This window comes from Pseudomonas sp. BJa3 (assembly GCF_026343815.1).
In the GTDB taxonomy this organism is placed as follows: domain Bacteria; phylum Pseudomonadota; class Gammaproteobacteria; order Pseudomonadales; family Pseudomonadaceae; genus Aquipseudomonas; species Aquipseudomonas soli.
Genome location: NZ_JAOXMC010000175.1, coordinates 1 through 274 on the forward strand (window position 1 = coordinate 1; position 274 = coordinate 274).

Consider the following 274-nt stretch of genomic DNA (forward strand, 5'->3'; position numbering starts at 1 on the left):
CTGGTTCCGGCGCGGGAGCAGGATGCCGCGCGCCGCGACCGGGTCTTCGACGCCGCCTCCCGGACCATCACCCGCTTCGTCTTCGACGGCCGCGTCTACCGCGGCGGCATCCCGCCGGAATCCGACGGCTGACACATGCATTGACTTGCGCCGCGCCGCGCCTGTATGGTCGGGCGCATGAACGAACGCCTAGACGCCATCGACCGGCAGTTGCTCAGCCTGCTGCAGGCCAACGCCCGTGAACCCGCCGCCATCCTGGCGCGCAAGCTGGGGT

The 274-nt window shown here is 70.8% G+C and carries 1 protein-coding gene; it reads left to right on the plus strand.

Annotation, left to right across the window (positions count from 1 at the left end):
* Positions 1-177: 177 nt before the first annotated feature.
* Positions 178-274 (plus strand): AsnC family transcriptional regulator (locus OH705_RS27315; RefSeq protein ID WP_416383602.1); only part of this gene is annotated, 97 nt, incomplete at its 3' end.